Genomic DNA, 26,051 nt, shown 5'->3' with positions numbered 1-26,051 from the left:
TCATTCGGAGTGACGGCGCGCCAGCCCGGTCCCGGAAAAAGCCTCCGCCTACCGCCACCGCTTGGTCCGGAAAACGAAGTAGGCCGCAGCCCCCACCGCCAGCATCACGCCCCACGCCACGGCATAACCGTGCCGCCACTCCAATTCGGGCATGTGGCGGAAATTCATCCCCCAGACGCCGACCAGAAAGGTCAGCGGAATGAAGATCGTCGAAACGATCGTCAGCCGCTTCATGATGTCGTTCATCCGCATGTCGTTGTTGGCCGTGTAGAGGTCCATGAGCGACGAAAGGGTTTCCCGGCAGCCGTCGATGAGCTGCGAGGCGTTCTGCAAGTGGTCGTTCACGTCATTGAAAAAGGGACGGTTGGCCGCATGGATCAGTCCGGCGTCCGAACGCAGCAGTTTGGTGTACTGGTCCCGGAGCGGCAGCACGACGCGCTTGAGGTCCATATACCGGCGGCGGTGTATCTGCAGCCGGCCTCCGATACCGCGGCCGTCGGCCGCCGCGATCAGCTCGGACTCCAGATCCTCCAGATCGTCGCCGATCGACATGGCCACCGAAATATAGTTCGCCGTCAGCTCGTTTATCATCACCGAAAAGAGATAGTCCGACGAACGGGAACGTATCTTCAGCACGTTCCGCCGCAGAGCCTCCGCCACGTCGTCGTAGAACGACGACTCCCCCTCGGTGAAACTCAGCACGACATTCGGCCCCTGCACGAGCCGGACGCGCACGACCCGTTCGCCGACGAAGACGCTCGAAACCACGAAATTGAAATCGTCGTAAACCTCGACCTTGCTCGGATGCTCCACGTTGAGAATGTCCTGCACGACCAGAAAATCGACCCCGAAACGGGTGCAGACCTCCTGGATGCAGGCGGCGTCTTCCAGCCCGTGAACCCGGACCCAGAGTTTGTCGGAAGGGGCCGCAGCCGTCACGGCGGCCGCGAAGTCGTCGCAGAGGCTCTCCTCGAACCCCGAAGGCGAATAGCGGATCAGGTGGATGTGCGTCTTCGTGCGGCTCTCGCCGTTATAGACGAGCTGTTCGGTCAGCAGGTTGTTTTTCATGACGTGTCGTATTGCGGAATCAGAAGGGATAGCCGATGGCCAGATGGAAACCCAGCCCGTCGCGGAAGCTGGACAGGTTGTAATACCCCCGCTTGTCGGGATCCGGACAGGGCGTATGCAGCCCGATCCCCAGATCGGCGCGGATGACCAGATAGCTGATGTCGTACCGCAGACCGAAGCCGGTTCCCAGGGCGATCTCGTCGAGCAGCCCCTTCCATTTCAGTTCGGCTCCCGGACGCTTGGGGTCCTTTTTCAGCAGCCAGACGTTTCCGGCGTCGAGGAACACGGCCCCGCCCAGCTTGCCCAGAATGGCGAAACGGTATTCTACGTTGGCCTCCAGCTTGAAATCGCCCGTCTGGTCCAGATAGCCGTTGCGGTCGCCGGCGGGCGGACGGTAGCTTCCCGGGCCGATCGAACGGATCGTGAAGGCCCGGATGCTGTTGGCGCCTCCGATGTAGAACTGCTCGCTGTAAGGCATCACCTCGGAATTGCCGTAGGCATACCCCACCCCGATCAACAGCCGTGCGGCCAGCCAGTTGTTCCGCCGTCCGATGCGGTGGTAGAATTTCAGCTCGCTGACCTCCTTGACGAACTGCGAGAAGCGGTTGCCGAACAACTCCTGCGGCTGCTTCTCGCCGAAAGCCCGCAGCACGCCCGCGAGCAGGTTGCCCGCCGACGTGAAGCTGTTCTGCCAGACGAGGCGGCGATTGCCCGCGGCGCCGTAGGTCCGGTCGAAAGTGTAGGTATAGCCGATCGAAGGCACGAACTGGTTGCGGAAACTCATGGCGATGGCCGGATTCTCGTCCATCGTGCGGTCGAACTCCTCGGTCGTGTGCAGCAGCTTGTTGTAGGTCAGCTTGAAGAGCGTCAGCGCATGGCGGCTGTACGGCGAGGTCCGGAAGTTGTAGCCCATCGACCCGCTGAACGCCACGAGCCGGAAAAAGTCGGGCCGGTTCATCAGGTCCGCCCCGAGCTGGAAGGAGGTGCTCCCGGGATAGCGCTGCCGGCGCAGCATCGACTGCGGCACGAGCAGCCGCGGGACGTTGAGCGTCGCATTGAGCCCCAACTCGTAGGAGTTGAGCTGCGAAGAACGGCCGCCCGAACGTTTGTTGCCCGTCTGCCATTCGTACGAACCGTTGAGCGCCACCGACAGCACCTCGCCGCCCCGGAACAGATTGTTGTTGCTGACCTTGAAGGCGATGCCGGGGCCGAGGAAGCTGTTCGACTTGGAGGTGACGTCCGTTTCAAGGGCCGCTTCGAGCGGATAGTCGAAGCGGGCGTCGATTCCGACATCGAGCGTGTCGGAGCCCCGCAGCGAATCGACCGGCGCGACATTCAGCGAGACCGACCGGAAAACGCCCAGCTTGTTCAGATTGGTCAGCGTGCGGTCCTGAGCCCCGACGGTGAACAGCTCCCCGCGTTCGAGCGTCAGCGCCCGGGAGAGCAGCCGGGGCCGGATCCGCATCGGCCGCTGCGCGATGACCTCCGCTCCCCGCAGACGAAGCGTATCGGGTCTGCCGGGTTTCGGGTCGGTCAGCCGGACCGTCACCTTGCCCACACGGTAGGGTTTGAGCGCCACGACCGGCGCATCGGATTTGAGGTTCAGGCGCAGCGCGACCCCGCGCGGCGAAAGGGTCGTGTCAGCCTGGTATTCGAGGTACTCGGGCCGGAAATAGTAATACCCCCGTTCGCGGAGCGACTGCGCCATCCGCCGGCGTTCGAGCGTCAGCGTATCCAGATTGTACTGCGCCCCTTCGCGCAACAGCGAAGTGGAGCGAAGGCTGTCGAGGAGCGGTTGCAGCGCACCGCCCGCCGTCGGATAGGCGATCCCCTCGTAATGCCACGGCGGCGCCACGCGGAGACGGTAGCTCACCCGGGCCTTCCGCCCCCGCTTGCGGTAGAGCAGCGTATCCGCGGCCCGGGAGCCGAAATAGCCGTGGTTTTCGAGCGCCTGCTCCGCGACCTTCGCCCGCAGCGAAGGCTGCACCTTCGAAATCAGCACCGGCTCCTTGGCCAACCGCTTGTAGAACCAGTATTTGAAACCCTTCTCCCGAGGCGTGTAGAGGTAATTGTAAGCCCACAGTCCGATCGGCAGCGGCGTCCGCACATAAGGGCTGTAAAGCGGATTGTTCGGAGCTACCGAAAGCGGTTCCCGGGCCGCCGAAGCGGCCGCCGGAGAGACCGTAACGCCCGAGTCGGGTTCGATGCGGATTTTTCCGACGCCCGTGTAGAGCACCTCGTCCGACGCCAGCCGCCGCGTCGTGGAGCAGGCGGCCGCAAACGCGAGGGCCAGCGCCACGGCGGCCGTGCGGAGTATCGGGCGGTCATTCATGCACTGCGGTCTCATCTCGTTTCTCCTCCTCCTTCTTTTTCTCCTTCCGGTTCGCCGGACGGAACAGATCGGTCAGCCGGAGCAGCTTCTTGCGGATGACGAAGCCCACGCCGGTCTCGGTGATCTCCCCTTCGAGAATGCTCTCGTAGCCCGTATGGCGGAACAGGCGGATGAACATGTTGTCACGCCTGGTGAGCATGTATTCGAGCGAAATGTCGTCGATCAGATTTTCCCGGAGGTTCTCCGACGGGTCGTTGCCGGTGCTGAACCGCCCGCCGATGACCGCCCGCACGCGGTCGCTGAACAGACTCTTCGACAGACGGTAGGAGTAGTCCGTGCGCTGTCCGTTGGGATCGTCCTCGCCGTAGGAGTCGATGCCGAACGAAAGGTCCACGCCTTTCAGGCTGTTCTGCGCCCACTGATTCAGTTCCTTCTGTATGAACGAGTTGAGCGGATTCTCGGAAGAGACCGTCGCCGACGACCCCGGACCCGAATAAGTGTTGTATATCAACAGGTTCATCGCCTGGCTGGCCCGCTGTTCGGCCGTCAGCGAGTTGAGCTCGTTCTGCATGGCGAGGTCCTCGGGAGCCGCCAGGTCGAAGCTCACCGAAAGGTCCGCGAGCGTGTTGCGTATGCGGATCGAGATGTCGAAATTCACCGGTCGGTTGTTCTGCCCGTCCGACGAGACGCTGGCCCGGACGGTCTCCACGGCCGTCAGGCTGAACGTCGGATCGGCGATGTCCCCCATCCACTCCACATAGCCGCCGGGACGTATTTTGAAGGTTTTCTGCGAAATGACGGGCGGATTGTAGCGCACCATGCCGCCCGAAAGGACGTAACGGCCCGCAAGACGCGTATCGCCCAGCGGGTTCATCGTATAGGTCAGACTCCCGCCGCCCTGCAGGTCGATCCGGTTGCTGCCGTCCGCCGAAAGGTCCACGCCGGCCCGCACGTCGTCGTTGATGTCCACGTCCAGATGCACGTCCATCCCGCCGACCGACATTTCCCGCGGCGGCGCCGGCTCCGCCGGCTCCTCGTCCAGTTCGCGGAACGAGACGAACGTAACGACGTTCTGCGGCCGCTCCCTGACCTCCATCGGCGAGTCCTGCATGACATACGAAATGTCCGTGCCTCCCAGCAGGGCGGCGCGGCCGCGGACGACGAGCGCATCGACCGGTCCCCTGGCCGTCACGTCCAGATCGAGAAAGGCCTTGCCATAGACCGCCGTGCGCTCCCGCCGCGCGACATCGACGAACTGGAAGTCGGAAGCCCGGAGCGCGAGGTCGGCCGCGACACGGCCGAAATCCGACAGATCGACCGTTCCGGCGACCGTAAGCGGCTTCCGGTTCGGGCCGGTCAGCGCATAGTCGTCGAACAGCATGCGGCCGTCGCGCAGCCGGATCGTGTCGGAGGCGAGGCGGAACGAAGTCCCGATCATCGGCACGCGCATGTCGGTCGCGGCGAAACGCACCCCGCCGTCGAGTTTCGGCCGTTCCGGAGCGCCTCCCACATGGATTGCGGCCTGCACCTCGCCCGACAGCCGCAACAGATCCGCGGGCAGGAAGACGTCGAGGCGCTGCAACGGGAATCCGGGGACCGTCAGCGTGAGGTCCAGCGGTTCGTCGCGGTCGGGGCGCAGGTCGCCGTGCGCGGCGAACACCTCGCTGCCGTCGAGCGTCACCCGCGCATCGGCCCGCCGGCCCCGGCCCTGCCCGTAGCGCACGCCGAGGGCGACGTCGCCGAACCGCTGCTTCCCGTACGACAGCTCCGTCACCGAGACGTCGCCCCGGACGGCAAGGCTGTCGGAGCGCATCTCCAGCACGACGCCCGCACCCAGCACGCCGTCCACGGGCGGAGGCGCCGGGAGCATCCCGAGCGCCGCTCCGATCCCGATGCCCGCGACATCGAGCCGCAGGGACTCCGCCTCACCGTCGTCGGCCGGAACCGAACGGAGAGCGAAGCGCCCCTCGCCGCACCGCATGTCGAGATCGGCGGCTATGCGGCGGTCGTACCACCCGTATTCGACGTAATTCCCCGCATTGACCTCCCAGGGTTCGGAGCCGAAGAGCGGATGCAGCGGCGTCATGCCCGCACGCACCAGCGAATCGGTCCACTCCACGTCGAACCCGAAGCGGAAACCCTCGCGCCCCGCGCGGTCCCGCTGCCGGAAATTCACCTGCCCCGTATTCCGCACGACATGCCCGTAGAGCGCCGCCTGCGCCACATGGTCCAGGTGCCCCGGGGCGTTCGACACCCCGAGCCGGTACGCGAGCCGCCGCTCCTCCCGCGCGATCCCCAGCGCCACGGTGTCCAGCACGACGCCCCCGGCGTCCAGTCCGTCCACACGCATCCGAAGCGACAAAGGCTCCGCGCCGTCGTTCGCTCCGGCGACATGCAGTCCCCGGAACGAAGCGCCCTTCGTCCGCAAAAAATTGTTGAGTATGTTGTTCCGTCCGGCCTCGGCCTGCAACCGGAAGCGCGGAAGCACGTCCTGCAGCTCCTCCATGTCGAACGCCTGTTCCCGCAACTGCCGCCGCAACGTCTCCGAGGCGCGCGCTGCGGCCGCGAGGAGCGAATCGGGCGACGCGGGGGCCGAGAGCGTCAGTACGAAATCCCCGGACCGGACCTCGGCCCGGACCGACGCCGTGTCGGCCCCGACGGCCACGCTCGTGGGACGGATGCGGTCGGTACGGTATCCGTTGCGTATCCCGATACTGTCCAGCGCCAGCGAGGCGGCATAGGTTCCCTCCTGCGAGGCCGAGGCGCGGAAGTCGAGGCCGAAGGTCCCGCCGATCCGGTCCGGCGTCACGCCCAGCGCCGTCAGATCGAACTCCGCGACACGCCCCGCCAGCCGTACCGACTGCCGCTCGCGGGTCACCTCTCCCGAGAGGTCCAGCGCCAGACGCAGCGCCTCGTCGCGATCGGCGATCCGGCCCGAAAGGCGGCCGTCCTCCAGCACGGCGTCGATCCCGATGCCGCCGAAATCGCGTCCGGCATACTCCAAACGCTCCGCGCCGGCGCTCACCGAGACCGTCGTCTGCGGCGCGAAGGGATCGAAACCCGCGCCGCGGGCCTCCGCCGCGAAATCGACCGTCCCGAGCGAATCGGCCGGCAGGAACGCCCCGAGCGGGAAGCCGTCGCACCGCACCCGCGCTTCGTAGGTCTCAGCCGCCGGATCGAGCCGTCCCGTGGCCGAGAGGCTGCCTCCGCCGACCTCAAGCGCCGCATCCGCCGCCACCGCACCGCGGTCCAGCTCCGCCGCGCCGCGCAGGGTCATCCGCGCGGGAATCGCCACGCGGCGGCGCAACGCCGTGTCGGGCAGCAACGCTTCGAGAAACTCCAGTTCGCGGAAATCCCCCTCGAAACGGACCGAAACGGCCGCCGCCCGCCCTTCCGGCAGGTTCTTCGCCCTGCCTTCCGCCCGCAGGCCGCCATGCCCGGGCACGGAGAGCTCCAGCCCGATCCGGCGCAGGTCGGCCAATGTCCCGGCGGCCGTCAGCGACAGGCTCACCTCGCGGTCGCCCAGCGCCTCCGGAACAGGGAACAGCAGCCGCATGTCCCGTGTCGAGAGATCGGCGCGGAGCGCAGCCCCGATCTCCGCTGCGGGAGCCAGTCCGAGCGCCCCGGGGCCCGCCTGCACGTCGGCGTCGATCCGCGACGAAGCCGTGGCGAGACGGAAGCCCTCCAGCGACACGGCCCCGCCGTCCTTCACGAACCGTCCCGAGGCCGAACGCACGGCCAGCCCGCTGCGCTCGGCGAAGTCCAGCCGTTCGATCCGCAGGGCGATGTCGCCTCCCCGGTTATACACCGAATCGAGCGTGAGATTGAGCGCCGAGAGAGAGACCGCCTCCGGATCGAATCCCGCCGCAGGCGCATGCCCCATCGTGCCGTAGGCCGCACGGTTGTCCGCCAGTTCGACGCGCCCCACGCGGACGGTCCAGGGTCGCGGCGCGCCGGCAGCACCCTCTGCGGCATCTTCCGCAGCATGTCCCGGGCCGGATTTCGCCGCAAATTCCGCGGAGCGCTCCGAAGCGCTCCCCTCTTCCGGTGCAACCTCCCGGGACGGCGCTGCAACGTAGGAGTACACGCCGCGCGTCAGTCGCACGCCGGCCACCTCGACCCGCGCACTGTCCAGTCCGACGCGGCAGTCGTTCACCTCGCCCTCGGCCAGCCGCACGGAAAGCTCCGAGGGGTCGGGCGAGGTCCGCATCCGAAAGGCCGTATTGGCCACCGAAATCCGCCCTACGGCGATCTTCCACGGCAGGGCCGCCGCGCTGTCGGGCCGCTCCTCCGCGGTCTCCCGGACCTCCAGGCCGATCGCCGCGTCCCCGTCCGCCAGCGCGACCCGGAAGACATCGGCCGTCCCGGCCTTCAGATCGACCCGGGCGAGATACACCCCGAGCCTTCCGGCCGCAAGACGCATGTCCGTTCCCGCGACGGAATCGCGGTAACGGGCCGCGAAATCCCCGAGTTCGAAATTGCGGATCACCGCCCGGCTGCGAAGCAGCGGCAGCAGGGCGACGTCGAGCGACAGCCGTCCGCAGCGGACAAGCGTGTCCCCGCGCTGTCTCAGCAGCACGTCGTCCGCCGACAGGCGGAGCGGAAAAGCGAGCCGGATGCGGCCGATCGAAAGTTCCATGCCGAGCGACCGGGCGACGGACCGTTCCGCCCGGATGCGCACGAAGTCCTGCACCGCAGGGATATAGAGCGATGCGGGAATCAGGACCAGCGCCGCGACGAGGCCCAGCAGCGTGCGGAGCGTATATTTGACGATTTTTCTCCTGTGCATTTTTCGCGGCGGCGTCCGGAAGCCTCGACGTTCCGAGACCGCCCGTCTAAAACGACTGCAAGTTACGAAAATTCCGGTTCCTGCCCAAAGGCTTTCCGGCACATTCGGCCCGATTCGAGGCATTTATCGTTTTTTTCTTCCCGCCGGATGCCCCGGAACGACGGAAACCGCCCGTTTTTTCCCTCGCAGTCCGGCCGTTCCGAAAAGGCCCCCGCCATGACGGAAACGCCCGCATCGCCGCCGCCAGTCCGCAACGCCGGCAGTCCGCCCCGCCGCGTCACGCAAAAAAAATTAGGCCCGGAAGACGGAAATATCCCGGAAAAAGCGTACCTTCGAACAGAAATTCAGCCCTTTCTACGATAATATGCTCTCCCTGCGCGACAAACGCGACTGCTGCGGCTGCGGAGCCTGTGCGCAACGGTGTCCCGCGAAGTGCATCCGCATGACGGAAGACGCCGAAGGGTTCCGCTACCCCGTGGCGGATGCGGACGCCTGCACCGGATGCGGCCTGTGCGAACGCATCTGCCCCGGACTGCATCCCTCCGCACCGCACGACCCGCTGCGGCTCTTCGCGGCACGCAACCGGGACGAGGCGGCACGGGCGGCCGGCTCCTCGGGCGGCGTCTTTTCGCTGCTCGCCCGGCGGACGCTGCGCGAAGGAGGCGTCGTATTCGGCGCGGCCTTCGTCCCGACGTGGGGAGGGGTATCTCACCGCAGGGCAGAAAAAGAGGAGGAGTTGCAGCCGCTGCTCAAATCCAAATATGTGCAGAGCGATACGGACGGCTGTTACGCCGAAGCCGCCGCGCTGCTGCGCGAAGGGCGGCGGGTGCTCTTTTCGGGCACGCCCTGCCAGATCGCGGGCCTTCACGCCTTCCTCCGGGGAGAGCGTCCGGAACGACTGCTCACGGTCGAATGCCTCTGCCACGGGGTTCCCTCCCCGGCCGTCTGGCGCCGTTACACGGAAGAAACGGCGGGCGGAAGGCGGATTCTCGGCGTCGATTTCCGCGACAAGAGCCGTTCGGGCTGGCGGCGTTACGACTTCACCGTCCGCACCGACGGCGGCGAACGTCGCGTCCCGGCCCGGGAGGACCTTTACATGCGCGCATTCCTCGCGGAGCTGACGCTGCGCCCGAGCTGTTACGCCTGCCCGTTCAAGTCGGGCCGCAGCGGGAGCGACATCACGCTGGCCGACTTCTGGAACATCCGCAACGTGCTGCCCGCATTCGACGACGACCGCGGCGCGAGCCTCGTGTTGCTCAACACGCCGCAGGGCGTCCGGCATTTCGAAGAGGCCGACGCCGAGTGCCGCCCGCTTCCCTGGGACGACCGGGTGCGCGGCCGCAACGGCGGATTCCTCGAACGCGTCGAACCCCACCCGCGCCGCGAAGAGTTCTTCCGCGAGCTGCCCCGTGCGGCGAGCGTCACGGAATTGCTGAAACGAACCGTAAAACCCACACCCGGGCAACGTCTCGTGCGGAAATTCCGCCGGCTGATCGCCCGCTAACCCGAACCGCCCCATGAAAATCGCCCTGCTGACCCTCCCCCTGCACGCCAACTACGGCGGCGTGCTCCAGGCATTCGCCCTGAAGACCGTCCTCGAACGGCTCGGCCACGAGGTTTGGCTCGTGGACAACCGCCGCCGCGAAAAACCCGTCAGCAACCTCTTCCTGAAGACCGTACTGCGCCGCGCGGTCGAGTCGCTTTTCCACCGCAAGGAGATTTTCGCCGAACTGAACACGGCCCTCACGCAGGATTACAAGAAATCGGAGATCGAGAAATTCATCTACCGCCGCCTCTCGCCGCGCACGGCGCCCGTTTACGATGCCGACGACTACGCCTCGATCGCCGCCGACGGGGGGGGGTACGACCTCTACATCGTGGGCAGCGACCAGGTGTGGCGGCCGCGTTACGCCAAGGAGCTGGGCCCCTATTTCTTCTCGTTTCTGGAGGGAACAGCGGCCCGGCGGATCGCCTACGCCGCCTCGTTCGGGGCTGCCGAGTGCGAATACACCCGCGAGGAGCGGGAGCGCTGCGCACGGCTGCTGGCCGAGTTCGAGGGCGTCTCCGTGCGGGAACGCACGGGCATCGGACAATGCCGCGACTACTTCGGCCGCGACGATGCACGGCAGGTGCTGGACCCCACCCTGCTGCTCACGGCGGAAGACTATCGCCCGCTGTTCATTCCGGGCATCGCCCCGGCGGAGACGATCCATTGCTACCTGTTCCGGGCCGGTTCCGCCGTCCGGCGGGAGATCGGCCGCACGGCCGCGGCGCGCGGACTGGAGATCGTCCGCATGACCGACCGGACGAACGAATCGGAAGGCAAGATGCCGGGAATCGGGCAATGGCTCTCCGCGCTGCACGACGCCCGCTACGTGGTCACCGATTCGTTCCACGCCTGCGCCTTCTGCATTCTCTTCCACAAGCCCTTCGCCGTCTATATCAACCGCCGCCGCGGCTCGGCGCGCATCCGCTCGCTTCTCGAACAGTTCGGACTCGAAGGACGGATCGCGTCTCCCGGGAAACCGCTCGCGCAGACGCTCGACGCCCCGATCGACTGGGAGGCGGTGGAACGCACGCTGGAAGAGCGCCGCGCCGACTCGCGCGGCTTCCTCGCCCTGCACCTGCAAGAGGCGCCGCCGCTGAGTGCCGCCGCAGGGGAATGAACCGCCCGGCGGCTCACTCCTCCGCCCGGCGGCTGATTTCGGCCACCGTGGCCCCCACGTAGCCGATCAGCGCCCCGGGCGCGAGCCTGAGCTGCAATCCGCGCACCCCGGCGCTGACATAGATGAAGGGCAACCCCTCGGCCGAAGCGTGGACATAGGTCGGAAAAACCTTCTTCATCCCTATGGGCGAACACCCGCCTCGGACATATCCCGTCACGGGCAGCAGCTCCTTCATCGGAATGAGGTCCGCTTTCTTGTTGCCCGACACCCGGGCCGCCGCCTTGAGATCCACCTCATGGTCCCCCGGCACGACGCAGACGAAATACCCCGTGCGGTCGCCCCGCAGGACGAGGGTCTTGAACACGGTCGCAATGTCCTCGCCCAGTTGTTCGGCCACATGCGTCGCCGCGAGGTGCTCCCCATCGACACGGTAGGGAACCAGCTCGTAGGCGATCTTCGCCCGGTCGAGCAGCCGCGCGGCGTTCGTCTTTTCAATTTTGGAATGGCTCATATTGTCCTGTTTGTCGTCGTATCTGCCGCAAAAGTAATTTATTTTCGCCGAATGCCGGCGGATTCGCTACTTTTGTTCGTATGACATGCAGGCGAATCATCCTTCTTGCAGCGGCCGCTCTCTGGACGGCCGGAGCCGTCGCGCAGAGCACCCGCGTGCGCGGACGCGTCACCGACGCCTCCACGGGCCTGCCCCTGCAATTCGCCAGCGTCGTCTTCTCGGGCACGACCGTCGGCATCACCACCGACGAACAAGGCATCTACGCCCTCGAGACCCGCGACACGACCGCCCGCATCGAAGTCTCGATCGTGGGCTACGCTCCCCAGTCGCGGCGCGTGGAGCGCGGGACATTCAGCCAGGTAGACTTCGCCCTCGACCCCGTACGCTTCGACATCGGACAGGTCGTCATCACCCCGGGCGACAACCCGGCCCACCCGATTCTCGAAGAGGTCGTCCGCCGCAGGCCGCAGAACGATCCCGAGCACTACGACACCTACAGTTGCTCGACCTACACCAAGATGGAGCTCGACCTGACGAACCTCCGCCCCTCGTTCCGCAGCAAGCGGTTGCAGCGCAACTTCGGATTCATATTCAGCTACATGGACACCTCGGCGCTCACCGGCGCCGCCTACCTTCCGGCCATGATCTCCGAATCGTCCGCGGAGCTTTACCACAGCCGCTCGCCGCAGTTCACGCGCGAGGTGATCCGCGCCAGCCGCATCTCGGGCGTGGAGAACAGCGAAGCCGTGGCGCAGTTCACGGGCGGCATGCACGGCGACGTGAACTTCTACGACAACTTCATCGACCTGTTCGACGTGCGCTTCGCCAGCCCGCTCGCCTCGGGCGGCAGGACCTACTACGACTATTTCCTGGTGGACAGCCTCGACGTGAAGGGACGCAAAACCTACAAGATACGCTTCCACCCCAAACGGCTCACCACACCCGTACTCGACGGCGAGATACACATCGACTCGGCCACCTACGCCCTGCAGTCGGCGTCGGTGCGCATGCCGCGGGGCGTCAATGTGAACTGGATCCGCCACCTGCGCATCGACAACGAGAACCGCCTGACAGAAAACGGACGCTGGTTCCGCCTCCGCGACCGCGTATCGGCCGAATTCTCCCTGACGACGGCCGACTCGTCGAAACTCGTGTCGTTCATCGGCACGCGCGAGATCGCCTATTCCGACGTGCGGATCGACGAACCGATCCCCGACGAGGTGCTGCGCATGGACAACCGCGTGCAGATCGCCGGCGGAAATCCCAACCGCCGAGACGAAGCCTATTGGGAAGCCGTGCGCCCCTACACGCTCAGCGAACGCGAACGGGGCATCTACGCAATGGTAGATTCCGTGCAGCGGGTCCCCCTCTACCGCAATATCTACACGCTCGTCAATACGATCCTCGTCGGCCACTGGAACACGAAGTACATCGGCATCGGGCCCTACTACAAGATCGCCAGCTTCAACAAACTCGAGGGATTCCGCATGCAACTGGGCGGCCGCACGACCACCGAAGTGAGCCGCCGCGTGCGCCTTTCGGGATACGCCGCCTACGGCACGCGCGACGGACGCTTCAAGGGCGGCGGCAGCATCGAGGCGGTTTTCGGCCGCACGCTGACCCGCAAACTCACCCTCTCGGGGCGTCACGACGTCCTCCAGCTCGGCGCAGGGGACAACGCCCTGACAGAAAGCAACATCCTCTCGTCGATCCTCTCGCGCGGCGACCAGCGTCTCTCGATGGTGAACCGGGGCGAGGCGGACTACGAGCACGAATGGCGACACGGCGTCACGGCCCGCCTCGGCGCCCGCCTGCAACGGGTCTATTCCAACCGCTACGTCCCGATGATCCGCCCGGACGGCACGCCCGCCAACTCCATCTCCGATGCGGCGCTGCGCGCCGAACTGCGCTTCGCCAAGGACGAGACCGTTTACCGGATGCCTTTCGACAAACAGTCGCTCGGTTCGAAATACCCCGTCGTAACGCTTTCCGCCGCGATCGGGATTCCCGGACTGCTTCCCGGCGCCAGCGAGTACTACCGCTTCGAGGGCGGCATCCGCTACCGGCCCGAACTGCCGCCGATCGGCTACTCGACGATCACCGTGCGGGGCGGCCACATCGTCGGCACGGTCCCCTACCCGCTGCTCAAGCTCCACGAAGGCAACGGAACCTATTTCTACGACCCCTACGCCTTCTCGTGCATGGACTACTACGAATTCGCCTCCGACAGTTGGGTGGCGTGGTTCTACGAACACCATTTCAACGGTCTGCTGCTGGGCCGCCTGCCGCTCATCAAAAAACTCCGCTGGCGCGAAGTGCTCGTCTTCAAGGGCGTCTGGGGCACGCTCTCGCACCGCAACGACGGGTCGCGGCCCGGAAGCGGCGCACCGCTCCTCTTCCCCGCAGGCATGTCCTCGGTCTCGACGCCCTACCTCGAGGCGGGCTTCGGCGTGGAGAACATCTTCCGCCTGCTGCGCATCGACTGCATCTGGCGGCTGACCCACCGGGAACCCGTCGCCGGAGAGGAGGTGCAGCGTTTCGCGGTCAATCTGGGCGTGCAGCTCAAATTCTGATCCGGCGGACGTCCGCGGCGATTTTCGGCGTCCGGAAATTTGGCATTGCGCACGCCTTGCGCTATCTTTGCCGCACGAAAACACCGGGACAGACTCCGCCGCGAGCCGGTCCCGGGAAAACGAACCGACGATGAAGAAAGCAGCACTGTTCGACATGGACGGAACGCTGGTGGACAACACCCCGGCGCACATCAGAGCCTTCTCGATCTTCTGCGACCGCTACGGCGTCACGGACTGGGCCGAAAAGCTCAGCGGGGTTTACGGCATGGGCAACGACGACATCATGGGCCGCATCCTGCCCGAAGAGGTGATCCGCGAAAAGGGACTCGCCGCGCTCGCCGCCGAGAAGGAGGCGATCTACCGCGAAATCTACGCCCCGGAAATCCGTCCCGTCGAGGGGCTTCGCGAACTGCTCGGACGGCTCCGCACCGCGGGCGTCCGCTGCGCCGTCGGCTCGTCGGGCTGCCGGGCCAACGTCGATTTCGTGCTGGAGAGATGCGGCATCGGCGACTTCTTCGACGCCCGCATTTCGGGCGACACGGTGACACGCTGCAAACCCGATCCGGAGATCTACCTCCGCGCGGCCGCCGCGCTGGGCGCGGACCCGGCCGACTGCGTGGTTTTCGAAGACGCCTTGGCGGGTATCGAATCCGCCCGGCGCGCCGGGGCGGGACGCATCGTCGCACTGGCCACCACCCTGACACGCGAACAACTGCTGGCCGAAGGGGGCGCCGACGCGGTCGTCGGCTCCTTCGCCGAAGTCACCGACGCCGATCTGAACTGACAAATCCGTTTACGCCATGCTCCGTGGTCTCGCCACCGTATTGCTGCTCGTCGTCTCCAACGCCTTCATGACGCTGGCCTGGTACGGGCATATCGCCTTCAAATCCAAACTCGAACGCTTCGGACTGATGGTCATCGTGCTCTTCAGCTGGTGCATCGCCCTGTTCGAATACTGCTTCCAGGTCCCGGCCAACCGCATCGGATCGGCCGAGTTCGGAGGCCCGTTCTCGATCTGGGAACTGAAAGTGATCCAGGAAGTCGTCTCGCTCTCGGTCTTCACGCTCTTCGCGCTGGTGTTCATGAAATCCGACACGCTGCGCTGGAACCATTTCGCCGGATTCCTCTGCCTCGTACTGGCCGTCTATTTCATCTTCCGCAAGTAGCCGCGATCCGCCCGAAAAAGCGCAAGTTTCGGATTGTTCCGACGGCGCACGGCGCTTATCTTTGCCGTATCGAATCCGACATTACGACCATGAAAGACACATCACCGGACAACACGGCGGCGAAGTCCGCGGGCACCGTCGTCATTTTCGAAGTCACCCCCCGCAGAGAGGGATTGAATGAGTATCTCGAGCTGGGGGCCGCCCTGCAATCCGAGCTGAGGAAAACACCCGGATTCATCCGCGCGGAGCGGTTCTCCAGCCTGAGCGAAGAGGGCAAACTGCTGAGTGTCTCGTTCTGGGAGAACGAGAAAGCCGCCGCCGCATGGCGCAACCGCCCCGCCCACCGGAACTGCCAGAAAAAGGGCGGCGAAACGCTTTTCGAACGTTATTCGATCACGGTGGCCTCCGTCGTGCGGGGATATACCCGCGACGAACGTGCGCAGGCTCCGCAGGATTCCGAAAAGGCCTTGCGCCGAAAATAAGATGCGATGGAGGAGTATTTCCGCTACGGGGAGACGGAGCTCTCCCACCTCAGAAGACAGGATGAACGGCTGGCCGAAGTGATCGACCGTGTGGGTATGGTGAAACGGCGGGTCATTCCCGACCTTTTCGCCGCACTCGTCCATACCATCGTCGGACAGCAGATTTCGACCCGGGCACACGAAACGATCTGGCAGCGGATACAGGCTGCCATCGGTCCGGTCACCCCGGCCGTCATCGACGCGCTGCCGCCCGAAACGCTGCGAAACCTCGGACTGTCGCTCCGCAAAGTCGGTTACATCCGCTCGGCCGCCCGGAAGATCATCGACGGTGAATTCGATATCGACGCGCTGCGCGACCTGCCCGACGAAGAGGTTTGCGCCCGGCTTTCGGCACTGGAAGGCATCGGCGTATGGAGCGCCGAAATGCTGATGCTTCACTCCCTGCAACGGCCCGACATTCTGAGCTACGGCGATCTGGCGGTCCGGCGGGGATTGCGGATGCTGCACGGCCATCGGGAGATAGACCGCGCACTGTTCGAAAAATACCGGCGCCGCTACTCGCCCTGCGGAAGCGTGGCATGTATCTATCTGTGGGCCGTATCCTCCGGAGCGATCGCGGAACTGAAAGATCACGGACTCAAAAGACAACCGCATGGAAACCCGAAGAAAAGCTGACGCGCGGCGTCCCGCCCTACCCGAAAAGACCGAAACGACGATTCGGGTGCAGACTTACGGCTCGCCCTGCGGCGAACTGCTGCTCGGATCGTTCGGGGAAAGCCTCTGCCTTTGCGACTGGCGGAACGAACGACACCGGGGATTCGTGGACCGGCGCGTACGACGTCTCCTGCGGGCCCGCTTCATCGAAGCCCCGTCGCCTCTGCTCGACGAGGCAGCCCGTCAGTTGGACGAGTACTTCGCCGGATACCGCCGGACATTCGACATTCCCCTGTCGTTCGCCGGTACGGAGTTCCAAAAGACCGTCTGGCGCGCGCTGCTGGCGATCCCGTTCGGTGCGACCGTCTCATACGGGGAGCTGGCCCGCCGCATCGGCCAGCCGAAAGCCGTGCGGGCCGTGGCCAATGCGAACGGCGCGAACCCGCTCTCGATCTTCGTCCCCTGCCACCGCGTCATCGGCAGCGACCGTTCGCTGACGGGCTACGGCGGCGGACTGGCAGCGAAACGATGGCTTCTCGAACTGGAATCGGAACCGCTCCTGCCGTTCCGGGACACTTTCGTGAAATGAATCCGAACGAAAAACGCAACGATACGCCCCATGAAAACCCAGCAGGAACTCGACAGCGAACGGATCGCGGCGGCCATCGAATTTCTGATTCTGCACCGCACCTCGCACACCGGACTCGGCGACGTGGCGGACCACGTGCACCTGAGCCCCTGCCACTTCCAGCGCATGTTCCAACGACGGGTGGGCGTCTCCCCCAAACAGTTCGCCCGCTTCCTGAGTGTCGAATACGCGAAAAAAATCCTGACGGAGACCCGCGCCTCGCTGTTCGATGCGGCGAGCGAAGCGGGCCTCTCGACCACGAGCCGCCTGCACGACCTTTTCGTCACGATCGAGGGCATGACGCCCGGCGAATACAAACGCGGCGGAGCCAGCCTCGAAATCGGCTACTCGTTCGCTCCGACACCTTTCGGTGAAGTCATCGTCGCCTCGACCCCCAAGGGCATCTGCCACCTGACCTTCGCCGACGAAGGCCGGGACGAAGCCTTCGAACGGCTGAGAAGCCTCTTTCCGAACGCCTCGTACCACCGGGGAACCGATCCGAACCAGCAACGGGCCCTCTCGATCTTCGGCCGGGACTGGAGCGACACCGAGGCGGTCCGCCTGCATCTGAAGGGAACCGCATTTCAGCTCAAGATATGGAACGCACTGCTCCAGATTCCGAGCGGCGGACTGACCACCTACTCCGACCTGGCGCAGAAGGCGGGATACGAAGGGGCGCAGCGTGCGGTCGGCACGGCGCTCGGAAACAATCCCGTCGTGCTTCTCATTCCCTGCCACCGGGTCATCCAGGCCTCGGGCATCATCGGCAACTACCGCTACGGACCGACGCGCAAAAACGCCCTCATCGGCTGGGAGGCGGCCCGGAGGGAACAGGACGGGCGGCGCTGAAAGCCGGCTGCCGATGCAATCCGGACACCGATATCGGACAGACATTTGACCGATTTGAACAAAATTCGTATCTTTGCCCCCGCAATCGGACGGGGACTCCTCCCGCTCCCGGACAAGGCCCTTCGGGCCCGGACGTCCCCACGCCCGGACTTTACCCAAACAATTCACGATGAGCTGGAACAACTGCAAACGGTTCGGTCTTTTTCTGATCTGCCTGCCCGCCGCACTGCCCGCCGCGGCCCAGAGCGACACGCTCTTCCTTCCCGTGGAGCGGCTTTTCGAACTGGGCGTCCGACACAACCTGGCATTGCAGGCCGATGCGCTGGAGGAGCGGAGCGCCCTCGAACGGGAGCGGGGCGCCCGGGCCGAACGGCTGCCCGACCTGCAGGTCGGCCTGCGGGGAGGCTACGCCGGCCGGCCGACCGTCTTCCGGCAGGGGCTCGCCGGCGCCTATCATCCCGACGCACCCGACTGGTCGCAGAATTACGCCGTGGACCTCTCGCAGCCGATCTACCGGGGAGGGAAACTGCGCTACGCCGTCCGCAAGGCGGGCATGGAGCGTTCGCTCGCCGCGCTGCGCACCGAAGCGGATGCCGCGGACATCCGTCTGGCCCTTCTGGAGCAATACATGCAGCTTTTCGAACTCTACCGCCGGCAGGAGGTCTTCTCCCGCAACATCGAGGAGTCGGAACGCCGCCTGCACGACATCCGCCGGATGAAGGAGGAAGGGCTCATCACGAACAACGACGTGCTGCGCAGCGAAATGCAACTGACCGACGACCGGCTCTCGCTGCAACGGACGCAGAACGACCTCGTGCTGGCGTCCCAGCACCTGGACATCCTGCTGGGACTGCGGGAAACGCTGCTCATCCGCCCCGACACGGCCATCCTGCACCGCCCGATCGAACTGGAGTCCTACGAGACGTATGTCGGAGAGGCCTATGCCGGCGACCCGGACCTGAAACGCCTGCGGATGCAGACCGAACTGGCACGGAACGACGTCGCACTGGCGCGCTCCGCCATCCGGCCCGACGTCTCGCTCTACGCCTCGAACACGCTGGCCCGCCCCGTCGCCCGGACGATGGAGGACCTCTACAACAACAACTGGAACGTCGGACTGTCGGTCTCCGTGCCCCTTTTCGCGCTCTACAAGAGCCGCTACAAGGTGCGCGAAAGCCGGCTGGCGGTCGCCCTGAACCGGAACGCCGAAGAGCAGGAGATGCAGCGTCTCCGCCTGCGCGTGCACACGGCCTACCTGCGCCACCGGGAGGCCGTGCAGGAGGTCAAGGCCCTGCGGCTCTCGGCCCGGCAGGCGCAGGAGAACTACCGCATCATGCAGAACCGCTACATGAACCAACTGGCCATCCTGACCGATCTGCTGGACGCGAACAGCGTGCGGCTCGACGTCGAACTGCAACTGACGGCGGCACGCACGCGCGTCGTCTACACCTATTACCAACTGCTGAGAGCCTGCGGGCGTCTCTGACGAATCGTCCGATATGGGAAACTGGAACAGAAAACGACAGGAGTTGCGCAAACACCGCCTGCGTAACATCCTTCTGAACGCGGTATGCGTCCTGCTGGCGGGATCGGGGCTCTGGGCGACGGCCGACTACTTCTGGCGGCACGTCAATTACGTGGTGACCAACGACGCCTTCGTCGATCAGTACGTCGCCCCGCTGAACATCCGCGTCGCGGGATACGTCCGCGAAGTGCGGTTCACCGAACACCGGTTCGTCCGCGAAGGAGACACGCTGCTGATCCTCGACGACCGCGAATACCGGATCCGGGTGAAGGAGGCCGAAGCCGCGCTGCTCGACGCCCGCGGCACGCAGGGAGTGATCCATTCGGGCATCGAGACCTCGCGCACGAACGTCGCGGTGCAGGAGGCCAACATCGCCGAAGCCCGGGCGAAACTCTGGCAGACGGAGCAGGATTTCCGTCGTTTCGAACGGCTGCTGCGCGACGAATCGGTTCCGGGACAGCAGTACGAGCAGGCCAAAGCCGCCTACGAAGCCGCGGAGGCCCGCTACCGGGCGCTCGTGGCGCAGAAGGAGGCAGCCCGGTCGCAGTACGCCGAAGCCAGCAGACGGACGGTAGGCGCCGAAGCCAACATACTCCGCCGCGAGGCCGATCTGGACATGGCGCGCCTGAACCTCTCCTACACGGTGCTGACAGCCCCCTACGACGGCTACATCGGCCGCCGTACGCTGGAACCGGGACAGTTCGTGCAGGCCGGACAGACCGTCTCCTACCTGGTGCGCAACCGGGACAAGTACATCACGGCCAACTACAAGGAGACGCAGATCGCGCACATCCACATCGGTCAAGAGGTCGTCGTCAAGGTGGACGCCTTCCCCGGCCGCCGGTTCCGGGGCCGCGTGACGGCCATTTCGGAGGCGACCGGCTCGAAATACGCACTGGTCCCGACCGACAATTCGGCCGGAAACTTCGTGAAGGTGCAGCAGCGCATCCCTGTCCGCATCGACCTCGAAGGCATTTCGGACGAGGAGATGGACCTGCTGCGGGCCGGCATGATGGTCGAAACCGAAGCCCGCCGCCGATGATTACGGCCGCCGCACTGGAACTGCCCGTCCGCCGATGGGTTCCCGACCGGCTGGCCGTGGCGGGGCTGTTCTCCGTCCTGCTGCCCGTCACCATGCTCAACGGCTCCTACACGGGGAGCATGCTCGAAGTATCGAACACGCTGGGTTCCAATGCGGAAGACATCACGATGGGCTACTATGCCGCTTCGGCCGGCATGGCCATCGCCTACCCCATCGTGCCGAAGGTCCTCGGCGCGGTCTCCTCCAAAGTGCTGCTGCTGGCGGACCTGACGCTGCAATTCCTCCTCAGTTGGTTCTGCGCCCGTTCCCAAAGCGCCGACACGCTCATCGTGTGCAGCTTCTTCATCGGTTTTCTCAAGGGATTCCTCATGCTGTGGTGCATCCGGCGGATCAAGACCATCTTCAGCCCGAAGGATGTCCGCAGCGAATTTTACGCCTACTTCTACCCGCTGGTCTTCGGCTGCGGCCAGCTCTCCATGATCATCACGGCCGAGCTGGCCTACCACTACGACTGGAAGTACATGTACTACTTCATGATGATCCTCCTGCTCGCGGCCCTGCTCATGGTGGCGATCTGCTTCCGTCACGACCGTCCGCTGCGCCGGATACCGCTGCGCGAGCTGCATGTCCGCGAAATGTTCGTCGCCTCGGCCGGACTGCTGATGCTCATGTACGTACTCTGCTACGGCAAGGTGCTCGACTGGCTGTCATCGCCCCGCATCTGCCTCTACGTCGTGCTCGGCCCCGCGCTGCTCGTCTTTTTCCTCCGCACGCAGCACCGCTCCCGGAACCCCTACGTCGATCTGGCGCCGCTACGCCAGCCCAAGGCGCTCGTGGGTTATCTCTATATGATGATCGTCATGTTCTTCAGCACCTCCACGACGTTGCTGACCAACTACATGACCTCCATCCTGCAGGTGGACGCCACGCACTCCTACACGCTCTACGTCTGGCTGCTGCCCGGCTACGCCCTCGGAGCGTTCGTCTGCTTCTGGTGGTTCCGCTGGCAGCGGTGGCGGTTCCGTTTTCTCATAGCCGGAGGCATGGCCTGCTTCGCACTCTTCTTCGGCCTGCTCTATTTCGGCATCTCGCCCGGGAGCACCTACCAGAGCCTCTTTTTCCCGGTCTTCGTCCGCGGAGCGGGGATGCTGACGCTCATCATCGCCTTCGCACTGTTCGCCGTCGAGGAGTTGAACCCCAAATACCTGATCTGCAACGCCTTTTTCCTAATCGCCTGCCGCTCGGTGCTGGCTCCTGTCATGGCCGCCTCGTTCTACGGCAACGCACTCTACCGCTTGCAGCAGAAATATCTCTGCTCGCTCTCGGAGCACTTCACGCTGACGGACCCGGCCGCCGCAGCGAAATACGCCGCAGCGCTGGACTCCTCGCTGGCACGGGGACACGGATACGCCGAAGCGGCGCAACTGGCGACCGGAGAGCTCTATTCGACCCTCCAACAGCAAAGTCTGCTGCTGGCCCTCAAGGATATTCTGGGGTGGCTGTTCGCCGTTTCGCTGCTCCTCGCCGTCGTTTCGCGGTTCATCCCGTTCCACAAAACCATCCGCGTAAGATACGCCAAGGCCGGCGACGACATGGTGTAATCCTCGCCGGCCGAAGGGTCAGCGGCATCCGACCGGTTCGGCGGTCTTTCCGGCGGTCTCTTCCGCGGACCGCTCCCCTTCGCCCTCCTCCCCGGGGTCGCCGAAACTGAACTCCCGGTCGGCGAAGAGCTCGGCGAGTCCCGTGATCTGCTTGAGTCGCAGCAGCTCGTCGCGCCCCATGCCGATATGCCGCATGATCCAGCGGTCGGACATGTTCGCCCGCGTCAGCTCGGCGACGATCTCGCTCATCAGTTCGACGTTGTGCGTGCCGCGCGCCCGGTTGTGACGGATGGTCGAGGCCATGCGGTGCGAGAGGTCCTTCTCGATCACGGCGACGGGCAGCAGCCCCCGCTCGCGCTCGTAGATTCGTTTCGAGGTCTTGAGCACCATGTAACGGTGGTATCCGTCCACCAGCTCATAGACGTCGCGCACCGCATCGTAGTAGCAGACGCACGGCATCGTGTAGCCGTCCTCCCAGATCGACAGCTCCAGCAGTTTCATCTCGGGCGGCGCGACGACGTTGGGATTGTAGCTGTTCGCCACGACCTTCTCCACCGGCACGGCCCGGACGTTGTAAACGGGACTCCGGAAGGTCGCCTCAGTCGGGTATTCGTAAGAGCGATTCATATTTCTCCATGATTTTCTTGCGCCGCTGCCGCTCGCTCTTGTTCGGCGAGAAGCCCATGTACTTGCAGGCGTGGTCGTTTTTGAGGATGCAGATGCAGATGCGCTTGAAGGTCGGCAGGCGGCTGAACTCCGGCAGGTCGATATCGTCCAGGTAATCCATGCGAACCGGACGCTTGTCCGTGCGGTAGGAGCTGCGGTCGCCCACTTCGATCCTGATCCCCGCCTGCCGCAGCTTTCCGATGGTCTCGTCGGAGAGGCAGCCGCCCTTGTCGCGCCAGAAACGGATACTCACGGAGAGCTTCTCGAGGTAGTTCCGGCGGGTCCGCTCCGGAAGGGTCGCGAGCAGGAAGCGCATGTACCGTTCCCAGGTCATTCCCTTCGGCAGGCGGACCGACTGCCACCCCACGGCGGCCGTCCGACCGTACAGCGCGGCGAAATCGGCACCGTTCACCCGGCCGATCATACGGCCCCACGTGTCGGGGTCGATGGCCTTGTAGAGGTGCAGGCTCGAAATGGCGGGCGAAATGAACGGGCTGGCCACGCGCTGACTGTCCAGCGGCACGCCGGCCCGGTAGAAGAGATCGTAAAGGCGGTTGTAGGGCCAGCCGAACCTCCCGTTCGCCGTCCATACGTCGGTGGTCAGCCAGTCGTAGAGCGGATAGGCATTGCAGATCCCGCCCTCGGCCCACTGGCGGATCCACCGCATGCCGGCGAAACGGTGCAGGTTGCGGTCGCTGTAAATCGTGCGCCAGCGGTTGAAACTCTCCTGCGTACGGATGCCGATCAGGCAGCAGGTGCGTGCGGCGCCGCACCGGGCATGGAGCCACTCCGCGAAACGGGTCTGGAACTCGTAGTCCCACATCTCGTCGGTAAAGAACGGAAAATCGCTCCGGACAAGGCTTCCCGCGGGCATTTCACGCACCCAAAGGCTTCGTTTGGATTCCTCCCACGGGCGCCAGTAACGCTGGAACATCGAGGTACAGGTCTGCACCTTGAACGGCACGCAGACCCGATAGACGTCGAGTATGTCGGCATTCGCTGCAAGGGTCCGATTCACGTAATCGACCGTATCGCGGTACTGTATCTCGTAATCCATGTGGAAGACCCCGATCCGGCGGTTCAGCCCGTGCCGCCGGACATAATCAATGCAGAGGTTCAGCAGCACGCCGCTGTCCTTGCCGCCGGAGAAGGAGACGTAAATGTTGTCGAAGCACTCGAAGAGTATCTTCAACCGCTGCTGGGTCCGTTCATAGACATTCATGGCCGCCGGCTTTTCCCGTATTCCATCGCCACGTACTCCTTCCACTCCCGGACGGGCGCGAAGCCCTCGGCGCGGAATACCTCCGCGTGGCGGATCAGCGTCACGGAACGGATCGCGTAATCGCGGCCGTAATAGCGGACGATCTCCCGCAGGAACCGCGCGAGCAGTTGCGGATCGTCCCCCGAAACGTAGTAGTTGTTGATCTTGGCGGCCCCGCCGTCGGTGATCTCCACCGGCACGAATCCGAACACGACATCGCCCTCCCACGCCACGAACCACGTGTGCGAACGCGAGGTCCAGAACGGATAGTTGTTGTTCTGGCGCAACACGCTGCGCCGCATGACCAGCGGGGCGACGAGCGCATAAAGGCGGGGCGAAGTGCCGTCCAGTTTCTCGATTGTCATACTTCCTTCAGGCCGGGCGCGTCCGAATGTTGCATACGTGAATCCAAACGCATCATACAGACGGTATTCCATTACAAATATACGAAATTCCGGCTGTTTTCTCAAATTTTCCGGCCGGAAGCCCCGCCGATTTTCCGTCCTTCGCCCGCAGCGTCTCCGTTCTCCCTCCGCTGTTTCCGCCGCTCGCTCCTCCGTCGAGATCCGTCTCTCCGTCCGTCTCCCGCTTTTCCGGCCCCGGACCTTTCCCTTGCGCACGACCTGCCCCGCCGCAGCGCCTCCCGGAACACACCGCAGGCCCTCTGAACGGACCTGTTCCGCTCTCCGCATCCGCACGGAACGGGCGGTTCACACCCGGTTTTCCGCCCGCTCCCGGTCCTTTCGCCAAATCTGGTACGAGTTCACGAAGTTCTGAAAGACAATATACGCCGTCGGGGCCACCGAGGAGATCGGGTCGAGAAACGACTGTGCCATCCACACGGCCAGCACCGTGTTCTTCTGCCCCAGGGACTGTCCTCCGGCCGCAGGATCGCCGTAGCGCCGGCCGATGGCGCGGCCGGTCTTGAACTGCACGAGACAGATCGCGAGCGCCGCAGCGGCCAGCCACAGCTCCGTGGCTGCCGACGCATCGTGCAGGTCGATGAGGAAGGCCGTCGTGCGGCCGATGACGACCGCCAGCGACACGAGCCAGAGGTAGAACGAAATCTGGCTATGGGCGGCGACCCATCCCGCGACGCCGGGCAGCACGGCTCGGCAGCACTGCGCAGCCGCGAAGGGCAGTACGAGCAGCGGCACGATACGGGCCAGCATCCCGGCGAACGAACACGCCCCCGTTCCGGCAAAGGAGAGCACAGCGGGCGCCAGCAGCGCCACGGCCATATTGCACAGGAGGCTGTACGTGGCCATCGTGGCGACATTGGCGCCGAGCATGCCCCCGATCACCACGGCGGCCATCGCCACGGGCGCCAGCACGCAGATCATCGCCCCCTGCGCCACCGTCCGGTCGAGGGGCAGCAGCAGGAAATAGACGCCGACGCAGGCTATGGTCTGAAAGAGCAGAAGCCAGCCGTGCAGCATCGAGAGCCGCATTTCGGAGGGCCGCACGCGGCAGAAGGTGACGAACAGCATGAGGAAGATCAGAACGGGCGTGACCATCCGCCCCGACCAGGTCTCCAGCGCCGTGACCGGGCGGCACAACACCGCCCCCACGAGCATCGCCGACGGCATGGCCACGGTTTTCACATTGCGGTGCAACGATTCGAGTACGTGCATATATCAATTTCGTTAGCGGCATTCCGGATACGACACGGCCGCTTCCCGGACGGATGACGAACGACCGCCCTCCGACGGAAAACCGGACCGGCAATCCTCCGCCCCGGCACATCCGCTGTCGCAGCGAATCCCTGCGGGCAACCGCGGATCAGGCCAGCAGCTCGCGGACCTTGGCCGAAATGTCCTTGCCGTCGGCACGGCCCGCGAGGCGTTTCGAAGCCAGCCCCATCACCTTGCCCATCTCCCCGAGCGACGAGGCTCCCGTCTCGGCGATAAGCGCCCGTACCTCGGCCGTCAGCTCCTCGGGCGTGAGCTGCCGGGGCAGAAACTCCTGATAGACGGCCACCTGAGCCAGTTCCTCCTGCGCCAGATCGGGGCGGTTCTGCTCCGTGAAGATAGCCGCCGAATCCGTACCCTGCTTGGCGAGCTTCGAAACGATCTTCAGCACGTCGGCGTCGGGGAGTTCGGCGATCTCCGGTCCCGAGGTCTTGGCCTCGATGATATACTTCTTCGCATTACGCAGTGCACTCAGGCGCACCGTGTCCTTGGCCTTCATGGCCTCCATGATTCCTTTGGAAATCCGTTGTTCGAGCGACATGGCAGA

21 protein-coding genes are annotated in these 26,051 nt (G+C 64.9%); 12 read left to right on the top strand and 9 right to left on the bottom strand.

The features are described 5' to 3' along the window. Positions 1 to 48: 48 nt before the first annotated feature. The 3 genes from corA to FME97_RS10715 are packed head-to-tail and all read right to left on the bottom strand — an operon-like array spanning position 49 to position 8,189. Entirely contained in the window at positions 49 to 1,068 is a 1,020-nt protein-coding gene (corA, locus tag FME97_RS10725) for a magnesium/cobalt transporter CorA (RefSeq protein WP_141429625.1), read from the bottom strand. A 19-nt stretch (positions 1,069 to 1,087) separates the two neighbouring features. Further along, positions 1,088 to 3,400: a translocation and assembly module lipoprotein TamL gene (gene tamL, locus FME97_RS10720; protein WP_141430023.1), complete on the bottom strand. Its 2,313-nt coding sequence runs from the start codon at positions 3,398 to 3,400 to the stop codon at positions 1,088 to 1,090. Beyond that, positions 3,393 to 8,189: a translocation/assembly module TamB domain-containing protein gene (locus tag FME97_RS10715; protein WP_141429624.1), complete on the bottom strand. Its 4,797-nt coding sequence runs from the start codon at positions 8,187 to 8,189 to the stop codon at positions 3,393 to 3,395. The genes tamL and FME97_RS10715 overlap by 8 nt, the downstream gene beginning before the upstream one ends. A gap of 364 nt (positions 8,190 to 8,553) precedes the next feature. Here FME97_RS10715 and FME97_RS10710 point away from each other — a divergent pair, with 364 nt between their 5' ends. Together FME97_RS10710 and FME97_RS10705 are read left to right on the top strand one after the other, a co-directional pair. Next, on the top strand, positions 8,554 to 9,693 hold the full coding sequence (locus FME97_RS10710; protein ID WP_141429623.1) for a Coenzyme F420 hydrogenase/dehydrogenase, beta subunit C-terminal domain: 1,140 nt from the start codon (positions 8,554 to 8,556) through the stop codon (positions 9,691 to 9,693). Positions 9,694 to 9,706: 13 nt separating this feature from the next. Continuing rightward, positions 9,707 to 10,855 (top strand): polysaccharide pyruvyl transferase family protein, encoded by a 1,149-nt coding sequence (locus tag FME97_RS10705; RefSeq protein ID WP_141429622.1) that lies wholly within the window; start codon positions 9,707 to 9,709, stop codon positions 10,853 to 10,855. Between the two features lie 13 nt (positions 10,856 to 10,868). On the opposite strand, the gene ybaK is transcribed toward FME97_RS10705, so the two are convergent. After that, positions 10,869 to 11,366, bottom strand: a complete 498-nt coding sequence (gene ybaK / locus FME97_RS10700; RefSeq protein ID WP_141429621.1) for a Cys-tRNA(Pro) deacylase — start codon at positions 11,364 to 11,366, stop codon at positions 10,869 to 10,871. A gap of 80 nt (positions 11,367 to 11,446) precedes the next feature. Between ybaK and FME97_RS10695 the strand changes: the two genes are divergently transcribed. The 10 genes from FME97_RS10695 (at position 11,447) to FME97_RS10650 (ending at position 21,886) form a co-directional block, all read left to right on the top strand. Beyond that, positions 11,447 to 13,939, top strand: coding sequence for a DUF5686 and carboxypeptidase-like regulatory domain-containing protein (locus FME97_RS10695; protein ID WP_141429620.1), 2,493 nt, complete (start codon positions 11,447 to 11,449; stop codon positions 13,937 to 13,939). 130 nt (positions 13,940 to 14,069) lie between these two features. After that, entirely contained in the window at positions 14,070 to 14,723 is a 654-nt protein-coding gene (locus FME97_RS10690; RefSeq protein WP_141429619.1) for an HAD family hydrolase, read from the top strand. Between the two features lie 16 nt (positions 14,724 to 14,739). Next, positions 14,740 to 15,105 (top strand): DMT family protein, encoded by a 366-nt coding sequence (locus FME97_RS10685; protein ID WP_141429618.1) that lies wholly within the window; start codon positions 14,740 to 14,742, stop codon positions 15,103 to 15,105. Between the two features lie 89 nt (positions 15,106 to 15,194). Continuing rightward, entirely contained in the window at positions 15,195 to 15,587 is a 393-nt protein-coding gene (locus FME97_RS10680) for an antibiotic biosynthesis monooxygenase family protein (protein ID WP_141429617.1), read from the top strand. Between the two features lie 6 nt (positions 15,588 to 15,593). Beyond that, positions 15,594 to 16,262: a DNA-3-methyladenine glycosylase family protein gene (locus tag FME97_RS10675; RefSeq protein ID WP_141429616.1), complete on the top strand. Its 669-nt coding sequence runs from the start codon at positions 15,594 to 15,596 to the stop codon at positions 16,260 to 16,262. Next, a complete protein-coding gene (locus FME97_RS10670) occupies positions 16,240 to 16,830 on the top strand; it encodes a methylated-DNA--[protein]-cysteine S-methyltransferase (RefSeq protein WP_141429615.1) in 591 nt (196 codons plus the stop codon). The genes FME97_RS10675 and FME97_RS10670 overlap by 23 nt, the downstream gene beginning before the upstream one ends. Positions 16,831 to 16,860: 30 nt before the next feature. Beyond that, a complete protein-coding gene (locus tag FME97_RS10665; RefSeq protein ID WP_141429614.1) occupies positions 16,861 to 17,718 on the top strand; it encodes a bifunctional helix-turn-helix domain-containing protein/methylated-DNA--[protein]-cysteine S-methyltransferase in 858 nt (285 codons plus the stop codon). A gap of 169 nt (positions 17,719 to 17,887) precedes the next feature. Next, positions 17,888 to 19,204 (top strand): TolC family protein, encoded by a 1,317-nt coding sequence (locus tag FME97_RS10660; protein ID WP_141429613.1) that lies wholly within the window; start codon positions 17,888 to 17,890, stop codon positions 19,202 to 19,204. A 13-nt stretch (positions 19,205 to 19,217) separates the two neighbouring features. After that, positions 19,218 to 20,285 (top strand): HlyD family secretion protein, encoded by a 1,068-nt coding sequence (locus tag FME97_RS10655; RefSeq protein WP_141429612.1) that lies wholly within the window; start codon positions 19,218 to 19,220, stop codon positions 20,283 to 20,285. Then, the gene (locus FME97_RS10650; protein ID WP_141429611.1) at positions 20,282 to 21,886 is read left to right on the top strand and encodes an MFS transporter; all 1,605 of its coding nucleotides are present in this window, start codon (positions 20,282 to 20,284) and stop codon (positions 21,884 to 21,886) included. Before FME97_RS10655 ends, FME97_RS10650 begins: the two co-directional genes overlap by 4 nt. 18 nt (positions 21,887 to 21,904) lie before the next feature. On the opposite strand, the gene FME97_RS10645 is transcribed toward FME97_RS10650, so the two are convergent. The 5 genes from FME97_RS10645 to FME97_RS10625 all read right to left on the bottom strand — a co-directional run bounded on the left by FME97_RS10645 (position 21,905) and on the right by FME97_RS10625 (position 26,045). After that, a complete protein-coding gene (locus FME97_RS10645) occupies positions 21,905 to 22,513 on the bottom strand; it encodes an IbrB-like domain-containing protein (protein WP_232522875.1) in 609 nt (202 codons plus the stop codon). Continuing rightward, positions 22,485 to 23,774, bottom strand: a complete 1,290-nt coding sequence (locus FME97_RS10640; protein WP_141429610.1) for a DUF3440 domain-containing protein — start codon at positions 23,772 to 23,774, stop codon at positions 22,485 to 22,487. The genes FME97_RS10645 and FME97_RS10640 overlap by 29 nt, the downstream gene beginning before the upstream one ends. After that, positions 23,771 to 24,178, bottom strand: coding sequence for a hypothetical protein (locus FME97_RS10635; RefSeq protein WP_141429609.1), 408 nt, complete (start codon positions 24,176 to 24,178; stop codon positions 23,771 to 23,773). The genes FME97_RS10640 and FME97_RS10635 overlap by 4 nt, the downstream gene beginning before the upstream one ends. A gap of 345 nt (positions 24,179 to 24,523) precedes the next feature. Next, positions 24,524 to 25,447: a transporter gene (locus FME97_RS10630; protein WP_141429608.1), complete on the bottom strand. Its 924-nt coding sequence runs from the start codon at positions 25,445 to 25,447 to the stop codon at positions 24,524 to 24,526. A gap of 148 nt (positions 25,448 to 25,595) precedes the next feature. Beyond that, positions 25,596 to 26,045 (bottom strand): GatB/YqeY domain-containing protein, encoded by a 450-nt coding sequence (locus tag FME97_RS10625; RefSeq protein ID WP_141429607.1) that lies wholly within the window; start codon positions 26,043 to 26,045, stop codon positions 25,596 to 25,598. Positions 26,046 to 26,051: the final 6 nt, after the last annotated feature.

It is taken from the genome of Alistipes dispar, assembly GCF_006542685.1.
In the GTDB taxonomy this organism is placed as follows: domain Bacteria; phylum Bacteroidota; class Bacteroidia; order Bacteroidales; family Rikenellaceae; genus Alistipes; species Alistipes dispar.
Note: the sequence above shows the minus strand (reverse complement) of the source record. Positions and strands in the feature narration are given on the sequence as shown.

What these genes read in the sequence shown, in the direction of transcription:
- FME97_RS10630 (WP_141429608.1), bottom strand. Translation starts at nt 25,447, where the DNA reads ATGCACGTACTCGAATCGTTGCACCGCAATGTGAAAACCGTGGCCATG.
- FME97_RS10640 (WP_141429610.1), bottom strand. Translation starts at nt 23,774, where the DNA reads ATGAATGTCTATGAACGGACCCAGCAGCGGTTGAAGATACTCTTCGAG.
- FME97_RS10710 (WP_141429623.1), top strand. Translation starts at nt 8,554, where the DNA reads ATGCTCTCCCTGCGCGACAAACGCGACTGCTGCGGCTGCGGAGCCTGT.
- FME97_RS10645 (WP_232522875.1), bottom strand. Translation starts at nt 22,513, where the DNA reads ATGAATCGCTCTTACGAATACCCGACTGAGGCGACCTTCCGGAGTCCC.
- FME97_RS10685 (WP_141429618.1), top strand. Translation starts at nt 14,740, where the DNA reads ATGCTCCGTGGTCTCGCCACCGTATTGCTGCTCGTCGTCTCCAACGCC.
- ybaK (WP_141429621.1), bottom strand. Translation starts at nt 11,366, where the DNA reads ATGAGCCATTCCAAAATTGAAAAGACGAACGCCGCGCGGCTGCTCGAC.
- FME97_RS10715 (WP_141429624.1), bottom strand. Translation starts at nt 8,189, where the DNA reads ATGCACAGGAGAAAAATCGTCAAATATACGCTCCGCACGCTGCTGGGC.
- corA (WP_141429625.1), bottom strand. Translation starts at nt 1,068, where the DNA reads ATGAAAAACAACCTGCTGACCGAACAGCTCGTCTATAACGGCGAGAGC.
- FME97_RS10690 (WP_141429619.1), top strand. Translation starts at nt 14,070, where the DNA reads ATGAAGAAAGCAGCACTGTTCGACATGGACGGAACGCTGGTGGACAAC.
- FME97_RS10635 (WP_141429609.1), bottom strand. Translation starts at nt 24,178, where the DNA reads ATGACAATCGAGAAACTGGACGGCACTTCGCCCCGCCTTTATGCGCTC.
- FME97_RS10625 (WP_141429607.1), bottom strand. Translation starts at nt 26,045, where the DNA reads ATGTCGCTCGAACAACGGATTTCCAAAGGAATCATGGAGGCCATGAAG.
- FME97_RS10695 (WP_141429620.1), top strand. Translation starts at nt 11,447, where the DNA reads ATGACATGCAGGCGAATCATCCTTCTTGCAGCGGCCGCTCTCTGGACG.
- FME97_RS10680 (WP_141429617.1), top strand. Translation starts at nt 15,195, where the DNA reads ATGAAAGACACATCACCGGACAACACGGCGGCGAAGTCCGCGGGCACC.
- FME97_RS10670 (WP_141429615.1), top strand. Translation starts at nt 16,240, where the DNA reads ATGGAAACCCGAAGAAAAGCTGACGCGCGGCGTCCCGCCCTACCCGAA.
- FME97_RS10660 (WP_141429613.1), top strand. Translation starts at nt 17,888, where the DNA reads ATGAGCTGGAACAACTGCAAACGGTTCGGTCTTTTTCTGATCTGCCTG.
- FME97_RS10705 (WP_141429622.1), top strand. Translation starts at nt 9,707, where the DNA reads ATGAAAATCGCCCTGCTGACCCTCCCCCTGCACGCCAACTACGGCGGC.
- tamL (WP_141430023.1), bottom strand. Translation starts at nt 3,400, where the DNA reads ATGAATGACCGCCCGATACTCCGCACGGCCGCCGTGGCGCTGGCCCTC.
- FME97_RS10665 (WP_141429614.1), top strand. Translation starts at nt 16,861, where the DNA reads ATGAAAACCCAGCAGGAACTCGACAGCGAACGGATCGCGGCGGCCATC.
- FME97_RS10650 (WP_141429611.1), top strand. Translation starts at nt 20,282, where the DNA reads ATGATTACGGCCGCCGCACTGGAACTGCCCGTCCGCCGATGGGTTCCC.
- FME97_RS10675 (WP_141429616.1), top strand. Translation starts at nt 15,594, where the DNA reads ATGGAGGAGTATTTCCGCTACGGGGAGACGGAGCTCTCCCACCTCAGA.
- FME97_RS10655 (WP_141429612.1), top strand. Translation starts at nt 19,218, where the DNA reads ATGGGAAACTGGAACAGAAAACGACAGGAGTTGCGCAAACACCGCCTG.